General features: G+C 57.9%; 6 protein-coding genes and 1 pseudogene. 3 read left to right on the top strand and 4 right to left on the bottom strand.

The window, feature by feature from the left end:
- Nucleotides 1–160 precede the first annotated feature (160 nt).
- Nucleotides 161–310, top strand: a pseudogene (locus tag RM96_RS37950) (H-NS family nucleoid-associated regulatory protein); the annotation flags it as partial.
- Between the two features lie 197 nt (nucleotides 311–507).
- The gene (locus RM96_RS29490) at nucleotides 508–2,340 is read left to right on the top strand and encodes an ArnT family glycosyltransferase (RefSeq protein WP_052279828.1); all 1,833 of its coding nucleotides are present in this window, start codon (nucleotides 508–510) and stop codon (nucleotides 2,338–2,340) included.
- Between the two features lie 142 nt (nucleotides 2,341–2,482).
- On the opposite strand, the gene RM96_RS37955 is transcribed toward RM96_RS29490, so the two are convergent.
- The 4 genes from RM96_RS37955 to RM96_RS29515 all read right to left on the bottom strand — a co-directional run bounded on the left by RM96_RS37955 (nucleotide 2,483) and on the right by RM96_RS29515 (nucleotide 6,500).
- Nucleotides 2,483–2,812 carry a hypothetical protein gene (locus RM96_RS37955; RefSeq protein ID WP_082016773.1) on the bottom strand — a complete coding sequence of 110 codons (330 nt, stop codon included), beginning with the start codon at nucleotides 2,810–2,812 and terminating at the stop codon, nucleotides 2,483–2,485.
- A gap of 1,002 nt (nucleotides 2,813–3,814) precedes the next feature.
- Nucleotides 3,815–4,141, bottom strand: a complete 327-nt coding sequence (locus tag RM96_RS29500) for a hypothetical protein (protein ID WP_039015275.1) — start codon at nucleotides 4,139–4,141, stop codon at nucleotides 3,815–3,817.
- Between the two features lie 1,524 nt (nucleotides 4,142–5,665).
- On the bottom strand, nucleotides 5,666–5,869 hold the full coding sequence (locus RM96_RS29510) for a cold-shock protein (RefSeq protein ID WP_039015277.1): 204 nt from the start codon (nucleotides 5,867–5,869) through the stop codon (nucleotides 5,666–5,668).
- A gap of 256 nt (nucleotides 5,870–6,125) precedes the next feature.
- Complete coding sequence (locus tag RM96_RS29515) at nucleotides 6,126–6,500, bottom strand: hypothetical protein (protein WP_039015278.1); 375 nt, start codon at nucleotides 6,498–6,500, stop codon at nucleotides 6,126–6,128.
- Nucleotides 6,501–7,633: 1,133 nt separating this feature from the next.
- Between RM96_RS29515 and RM96_RS29520 the strand changes: the two genes are divergently transcribed.
- Nucleotides 7,634–8,200, top strand: coding sequence for a phasin family protein (locus RM96_RS29520; protein ID WP_039015279.1), 567 nt, complete (start codon nucleotides 7,634–7,636; stop codon nucleotides 8,198–8,200).
- The last annotated feature ends 214 nt before the right edge of the window (nucleotides 8,201–8,414 follow it).

Genomic DNA, 8,414 nt, shown 5'->3' on the forward strand with positions numbered 1-8,414 from the left:
CCACGCCTCAAAGGTTGCCCTGTTCACTCGGCGTCACCGAGTTTGATAATATAGACCAGCTACATGCATGGAGCTAAGCGGCAACAAGTCGTTGCTCCGAAGCAGCACGCAGGCGAGGCGGAAGTCGTGCGTATCCTTCTGATACAAGTTCCTAAGGGGACAGCCAAAGACATCGCTGCCGCCAAAATATTTGGACCCCAAGACTGGTGCCACTTGGTCCGGCCGTGGTCGCAAGCCGGCTTGGCTTGGTAAGCGCCCTGAGAAGTTCTTGATTGCAGAGCAGGTCGTCGGAACAGAAGGTCGCTTTTGAAGGCTAGGGCCGACGCAGGTTGGCACCCTGCCGCGAAACGGCGCGGTAGAGCTGGCTCAGGCTTAGGGTTGAGAAAGCACAACAACTCATAGCCGCACCTCCGTCAGCGCTCGCTGGTGTACTCTTATTTGCACCGGGCGGTGCTTCCGAGTTGATGGCAGCAATCTGCGCTTGGGTTGACGGGGCACGCGGGATTCATGGGTAATTTGACCAACCACAGCCGCCGCAGGCTTACCGCTTGGCTCTGGTCTTCTTCATTCCTGTTCGCCAGTTATTTTCTGGTCGGCGTCTTCGGTCGATTCCCATGGAAGGCTGATGAGCCGTACTCGTTCGGTATCGTTTGGGAAATGCTCACAGAAGGGCATTGGCTGGTCCCGTATGTTGCCGGCGAGCCGTTTGTCGAAAAGCCGCCGCTGGTCTACTGGCTAGGCGCACTCAGCGCGCGGCTGCTGCCAACCCTTCCGCCACATGAATCGTCAAGGCTTGCCGTCGTAGTATTCGTGGCGCTTTCTGTGGCGGCGCTGGCCTACGTTGGCGTGCTTATCCATGGCGAAGCGAACCTGCTTGCCGTCCGGTCCCTTGCCGCCAGGCGGGCGGGCAATAACCAAGGCCCAGGAGCTTCGGCATTCGGCGCTCCCACCTGCGCACTACTGACGGTTTGCGCGCTCGCAGGGACGGTTGGCTTTGCCGAGCACATTCACAAGTTGCTAGCGGATGTCGGGCAACTGGCCGGCGCAGCAATTGGTCTGGCGGGTCTGGTGCACATATCCGTCAAGGCAAGCCCGTCGGATTCCCGGTGTGGCGGACTCCTGCTTGGGATTGGATGCGGCATCGCGTTTCTATCGAAGGGCCCGCTCATTCCTGGTGTCTTCGCGATGACAGTCGCCTTGGCGCTGACCCTGCCTGCATACCGCGAGGCGCAAAAGGTAAAGGCTTTCGCCATCGCAGCGGCCGTGGCAGCTCCCGCGATGTTGAGCTGGCCGCTGTTGCTTTGGATGCAGGACCCGGCTCTATTCCATGAGTGGATATGGGACAACAATCTTGCCCGCTTCTTCGGCCTGGTCAACCTCGGAGGGCACAACGAGCCAGCCTATCCCCGCCTGCTGGGTATCCTTGCCCTGGGCCTGCCGACGGTTCTGCCGGTCTTGTGGCTTACCTTTCGCTTTTTACGGACGCCTTCATGTACGTCCCGGCTGCTGGGGTCGGTCACGCAATCCAGCGGGTACCTCATCATTTGCTTATACCTGATTGCAGCGCTGGCCGCCTTGCTTTTCGCTGGAAGAATTCGCGACGTCTATGTCATGCCCGCGCTGTTGCCAATGGTCCTGCTGGCACTGCCGTATCTTCTTAGGCCGCCGAGTGCAGGGGAACGGTATCTCTCCAGATTATTGGCATTCGTATTCCTGGTAGCCGCACTGACAGTATGGGTTGTGTGGGCTGAGCTTGTCGCCAATGGGCGAGTCCATCTGAGTTCGCCTCTGGCCGGCGGGCTGTCTCGGTTCTTGCCCTTGGACTTTGAGATGCCGCTCTCAATTGGGTCTGTGGCGAGTGCCCTCGTGTGCCTGGCTCTGTGGGGCTTCGCCTCCCGCCTTGCTCCCATAAAGTCTCCGCTGCTGACCTGGTGCAATGGCTTCGCACTGCTTTGGGCCACGACGGGCTTGATGTGGTTGCCCTGGATTGATGCAGCCAGAAGTTATCAAGAGACCTTTGGCACCATGCGGCCCTACCTCGCGACATCGAAGACATGTGTCGCAACGCATTACCTTGGCGAGTCCGAGCGTGCGATGCTGAACTACGTGACAGGTGTGCCGTTGGTTAAGTCGTACCTTGGGCACAGCGCTTGGGGAGATGTCCGTCGCCCCAATCCGGCTGCGCAATCCTGTGATTTATTGGTTGTGGAATTCAAGGCGAAGATTCCTGTTGCTCGCATAGACACCGCCAATTGGGAGCTGCTATTGATTGCGGCAAGACCGGCAGAGACTGATGAGCGGTTCGCTCTCCTTCGCCGCAAGGCGGTAGGGGCGGTATAGAGTCGACGCCGCCGTCCGGCGCGCCTGGTCGGAACGGCTCCTCGCTCAGACGCAGACGGGAAGAGGCATCCAAACGGCCGCCAAGCTCCCCCGGGGCGCCATCTCCGCCGCTGGCGCCTTGGATTTCCAAGAGGCTCGCCTTCTAGTCGTCGCGTCCGTGCCGGCCGTGTTCGCCGTGCTCGCGGTGGCCACGCCTACGCCATCGGCGCTCGCCCTGGTCGTCATCATCATCATCGCGGCCACGCCAGTAAGGAGCGGCGTAAACGGGCGCAGGGGCTACAACCACGGGCCGGGGAACATACACCGGCTGCGGCGCGACATACACCGGTGGGGGCGCATAGACGGGTGCGGGCTCGGCGTAGACCACGCCCGGTACCCCGATGCCAATATCGACATTTACATGTGCTTGGGCCGTGGAAGTGATGGCCAGCATCGTGCCGCCAAGCGCTCCAATGATTGCCAGTCGTTTCATATCTTCCTCAAGGCGAGTCGGGCGTAACTGTACCGGCACGAGGGCCATACCTCGGAGCATCCAACTGTAAAAATCTGTAACGTGAGCATCAGCGGATTGGTATTGGCTGGCCGCGCCACAAACGAGCTCTCGGTGTCTACAATTTTCAGCAAGACAATCATTCGACCCTGCCGCTCCGGGGCCAAGTTTCGGTCATGGACATCTACCAGTTGCGTCTCATCTCAGCGGCCAGTCCTAGATGGCTAAGCGTCGAACACAAGGGGCGAGTGGCCGTTGACGACAATAAGGTAACGCTGGACGGGGAGCGGCTTGAGATAGTTGGCGTGCAGCGGTCACGCCGAAGGCAGGCAGTCACAGTTGCCTCCGGCACTTTGCTCGAAGTTTAGCAACATTCCAATGGGATGTTCGTCGGCGCCAAGGCGGAGGATGTCGATGATGCTCGAGCAGCGAAGGCAGCGAGGGAAGAGGCAGCCCGAGTCGCTCTTCATGAGAGTGAAGAGCGTCTTCGCACTCAAGCACTCACATTCAATGCGAGCCTAGCGATTCCAGTTCGGTGGGTGCCTGGTATCGTTGCAGATTCCTCGGGAATCCGCGTGGCGGTGCCTACGGAGGTGCTCGACCATGCTGTGCACGTCTTGCTAACGCAACCTTTTCGCCACGGGCGGCTGAGACGTGCGGCAGGCGATTTGCTCTGCAAGAGTTTGGGGCGCGCGAACAGTAAGCACCTATTCGCGCAAGGCCTCGATGAGCAGGTTGTGGTTACTTGCCCTGCTTGTATAACAACAGCAAAGCGCTGGGAGAGCATGTAGTACCAAGTTATTCGGTCCAAGCTGCAGCGAGCTTAGTCGCATTGCCGCCGGTCTTCACAGCCCAAGCATCAACTGAACTGCTTGCTGGGGGCATGAACTGCGCCCCCCCGAATGTCATGTAGTTTTGGATATTCGCACAAGACGGCAGTCAGACGCGGAAGTCGTAGTTCTGTGACGGCGATGCACCCGACGTTCAATCATCATAGTCATAGTCGTGCCAACGGTGCCACTCACGGTGGCGCTCTCGCCACATGTGTTCCCTCCATCGCTGCTCACGCCATTGGCGCTCCCTCCAAGCACGCTCGCGCCAGTCGTCATAGTAGGCAGGAGCAACAACGACAGGCTGTTGCTCGACCACAACGGGCGGCGGGCTGTAGACGGGGGCGGGGGCATAGACGGGCGCAGCGACAAACGGTACCGGGAAGCCGATGCCTACGCCAACATTCACATGAGCTTGCGCGCCGGTAGATGCGACAGCGGCGAGCCCCGCCAGGATGGCCAGCGACAAAAACTTTCTCATGACTACGTATCCTTTGTGGGGGCACTGCCTACCTGAAATGCTCTCAGCCTTGGAAGGACTGGCGTGCAGGGCAGTCATGAGAGAAAACGAACCGAGTGACGTGCGTGTTGACCGAGTTGTCCCGGGATTTTGTATCCAAATCTGTCTTCTAGCGGGATGACAGGGCCCTCACGAGGCTGACTGAGGCTCTGAACTGACTGGCAGAGACAAGCAAGAGGGGCAGCTTGGCTAGCTTCGCACCGAGCAACGCCGGATAGCGATGCAAGCCCGAAATGTGTCCATGCCAGACGGCGTATCCCGAGGACCTCTCCGGCTTGGAACGTTGATAGTTCGGCGTGTAGGATGTGCGAGAGCAACGCAGGAAGGCGCCTAAGGGGAATTGATGTGAGGGCTCCGGACTACTGTATCTCGCACCAGATGCACAGCGCGGACGTTCGCTCGCCACGCTGAAATGCTGCTGCAGCCCTGATTCCGGATTGCGCACGAATCTACGCACGAGGCGATGGAGCATACGCCATCGGCACCGTCACTGATGCCCCGCCTGGTGCTCGGATGTCCCTATCCTGCTGCTTCGTGGCGCGTGGGCTCGCCAATTCCCGCTTACTATCGGATGTCGACCCTTGGTTGAATTATCACTGGGCCAGGTACGATGTACGTCGGTTGGGGAGCAGCAGGAACGGCGACGTGCGAGCAGTCCCCATGCCGTTTTAGCTTTTGCTTGCCGTCCTTATAGTTGTACTCGTACTTGTACTCACACAACGGGTCTTTGTATTCGTATTTGTAGTGGTCACCATTGTCTTCGACCTTCGACTCGAACTCCCGAGCGTTGGCCGCAAAGGCAGTTGCTCCAAGCATAAGAGCACACACGACCATCGTCTTCCTCAACATCGCATCCTCGCTTCCGATATCAGTGGGACGCAATATACCGAAATAGCATTACACCGCTGTAAGCGACTGTAACTAGGCTGCCGCCCGATTCCAATGCAGGCTGGCGGGCTTCCGTTTCATTTAGGACAGCCCATTCGGAGGGGGCTGGCAACGGAGAGGGTCGAAAAGGAATGGAGGCGTCCGGGTCATGTGAACAGCATGGTCGAATACCTAGCAATCGTGCTCGACCTGCCCGAAGATGTATTGCAACTGACATTCAGCGAGGGCAGCCCGCATGTTTCCTGTCGATGTCATTGTGAGGCAGAGGCGCGAATCGGCGGGCTCGCCTCACGCGTCTTCGGCAGGAGGGCTCATGTTGTTTACATTCTCAGGCAGACACAGGATGTTGATGATGGAGCAACGGTCATTAAGGTGCCGGCAGCGAGTAGAGCACGCAGCCTAACAGTGTTACTTCGGCGCCGCTAAAGCAACGACTTAGACGTGCCGGCGCCGTGAGATGCTACCCAACCTGTAGAGGCAGTCATCGCGCACCGTCGTTGTCTGATACTCTCCTTGGAAGATTCCAGTCGCCTCGCTCCGGCAACAAAAAAGCCCTTCGCATTAGAGAAGGGCTTTGCCGTCCAGGCTGCTCCGCAGCTAAAGCTTTCGAATCTGCGCAGCTTGCGGGCCTTTGGGCCCTTGCTTGACCTCAAACTCAACCTTGGCACCTTCATCCAGCGACCGGTATCCCGTGCCTTGGATTTCAGACTGGTGCGCAAACAAGTCTGCGCCGCCATCGTCCGGCGTAATGAATCCGAAGCCCTTCTCGTTGTTGAACCATTTGACAGTGCCAGTCGCCATCTCGTCCTCGAAATTTCGTGCGCACGCGTCGCGTGCTAAGTCCCCAGACCTTAGAATCTCGCAACGCTCAAGTATTGTCGACGGCAGTATGGCGCTGCGAAGTTCCAGCTTAGCCGAAGAGGTATGCGGGTGCCAAGCAATCGGCGGCTCAGGGTTTACCTCTCGGCCAGAGGGGTGATAATAGGGGACGAGTAGCTCGATGGGCTGGACGAGCAAATCGAGCACCTCCGAAATTAAGGGGCCGCATGAGTCGAGGTTACTCGGCCCAAACGGTATCGGCGTCCCGCAGTAGATGCCCGGCCAGGACGTAATCGCCAAGTTTCATGGCCTTCGCTTCCAAGGCTGCCAATTCTTTGGCAGTCAATTCGGTCAGCGCAAACTGGCAATAAAGATTGCGCTGACGAAACGTTAGCTTTGGGCGCTTCAAACCGGCAGTAAGTGCCGCTGGCGACTTGACGGCAATACTCTCATGGCCGCGATACTCGACGCGGACTCCAACCTTCTCGCCCAAATGACTGAGTTCAGAAGCGTCTTGCCAGCCAGACTCATAGTCGAGTTCGATGAGTCCAACCCCCGCTGCTGCAAGAAGTCGAATGGCGTCCCCTTTGGTTCCAGCCCTTGCCGTCGTCATTTCTGCCCCCCGTTCAAGTCTACCGGCATACGGGCCGCCGGCTCGCTTCTGCGTCTCATTGAGTTCAACTCATTGTTATTCACTTTGACCAATGGCAAGACTCGTTGCCTGGTGCCTGCCTCGCTATGAGGGAAAGTGCCTCTTAATTCTGACGTAAGGAAATTCTAAGTCAATATGGACCGGCCCGGAAGTCCTGCTACCACCCACGTGACTACCCGGCGACGCGGGCTCTCTTCGGCGGCCACAAATAAAATCAGTCACCATCTCCACGCGGCGTGTGAGTGATTCATAGAGGCCTGGTGGCCTTGAGGGGTGCTTGCTTCTACAGGCGTTGGAGTGGCCGCAGCGCCCCACTGACATGGCTACCCGCTGCTACGAATTTCGTAGCGCAATCGCTCGCTGGACTTCGCGCGTCGAGCGAAGACATGCCGTCCGGTCGGTCAGAAAATAGCCGCCACGAAAGTTGAATTCATATCAACTTGTGATACATCAATTCCGAGCCAATTTGCATGTGATAAGGCGAACAAAAAGAGCACTAGGGATTATCCCGAATATGTCTGGTGATTGTATTGAACTGTCAGTGGCGTGCAGCTAAGATGAACGTTCCGGGTGCGAGAACAAGCACCCGCCAGCCAGAAGCTCGCGTCCGAGAGGAAAGAAGCGGTCTGTGCAAACAGGCCAGCTGTCACGGACGGTAGTGAAGTCCCGTAGCAAAAATAGACCTACAGCTTGGGAGACACTGTGCTAAGTCATCATGAATTCGCCACCCTGGTACTGGTAAACGACAGCTCTGACGCTGCGGAGTTGGACAGCGCGGATGTGGAGGCACTGTGCGCGCGTCAACTGGTTACGCTTGAGCGTCTTGGGCCAAATCACAGCCGACCTCGAGTCACAACCCAAGGCTATGCTTTTCTCCAGGCTTTCGGGCGTGTTCGCGCAAGCGATTGTCGAGCACGACAGGCCTCTCAATGAGCGCAATGCTATAAGCCTTAGAGACTGCCGGCGTTGGCGCTCTTGCGCCTCGGCGTGGCCCGCCAGGGTCACAATGCTGCAATCGTTATTCCCTTGATTCCCGCCCCATCGGAGCTCTCATCCGACAGCTCAGGTGGCGGGTCGCACTTAGGAGATGCAAAATGACTCAGTGGTCCCCCGAGCAATTCAGTAAGGTGCAACTGGCAGGCATTGAAACCTTGGCCGGGCTAACCGGTAAGGCGTTTGAGGGCTTCGAAAAACTACTGGAGTTGAATCTGCAAACGACGAAAACAGCGCTGGCAGAGACACGGGAAGGCGCGAAGAAGGTCTTATCGGCTAAGGATGGGAAAGAATTCGCCGAGTTGCAGATTGAATTCTTTCAACCCGCAGTCGACAACGTACTGGCGTATCGCCGTCAACTGCATGACATCCTGGCTGATATGCAGGCTGAGTTCGAGAAGGTCGTTGAGGTCCAATACACAACAAGCAAGGGCCAGTTGCAGGGTCTCATTGATAGCGCGGTGAGCAACGCGCCGACAGGCTCAACGGCGCCGTTGGCCGCCTGGCAGGAGGCCGTCAAGGCGACCACGACGTTCTATGAGTCGATGCAAACGACGGCAAAGCAGGCCGTGCAAGTAGCCGAGAGCAGTTTCAATACTGCGGCGGAGGCGGCCTCAAAAAGCATGCCACATCGTGCAGCAAAGGCCTCCCATGTAGCTGCAAAGTAGTTCGGCTTTGGCTCCTCGGTAGCGCCTTCAAGGTGCCTAAGAGGCAACCAAATTCTGGAAGATGGCGGGACTTGGTGAGTCGCTGAGCCCCGCATCACCCATGCGTACCATTGCTTAGAGCCCGTTTGAAAATTCGCCGTAGATGTGATCTAACGTTCGGATGTGGAAAGAAGAACATCGAGAGCGGCAGGCAAGCATGGCGGCCAAGACAAAG

The organism is Cupriavidus sp. IDO (genome assembly GCF_000812465.1).
In the GTDB taxonomy this organism is placed as follows: Bacteria; Pseudomonadota; Gammaproteobacteria; order Burkholderiales; family Burkholderiaceae; genus Cupriavidus.

Excerpts from the sequence above, each read along its gene's own strand:
- RM96_RS29490 (WP_052279828.1), top strand. The coding sequence starts at position 508 with ATGGGTAATTTGACCAACCACAGCCGCCGCAGGCTTACCGCTTGGCTC.
- RM96_RS29510 (WP_039015277.1), bottom strand. The coding sequence starts at position 5,869 with ATGGCGACTGGCACTGTCAAATGGTTCAACAACGAGAAGGGCTTCGGA.
- RM96_RS29515 (WP_039015278.1), bottom strand. The coding sequence starts at position 6,500 with ATGACGACGGCAAGGGCTGGAACCAAAGGGGACGCCATTCGACTTCTT.
- RM96_RS29520 (WP_039015279.1), top strand. The coding sequence starts at position 7,634 with ATGACTCAGTGGTCCCCCGAGCAATTCAGTAAGGTGCAACTGGCAGGC.
- RM96_RS29500 (WP_039015275.1), bottom strand. The coding sequence starts at position 4,141 with ATGAGAAAGTTTTTGTCGCTGGCCATCCTGGCGGGGCTCGCCGCTGTC.
- RM96_RS37955 (WP_082016773.1), bottom strand. The coding sequence starts at position 2,812 with ATGAAACGACTGGCAATCATTGGAGCGCTTGGCGGCACGATGCTGGCC.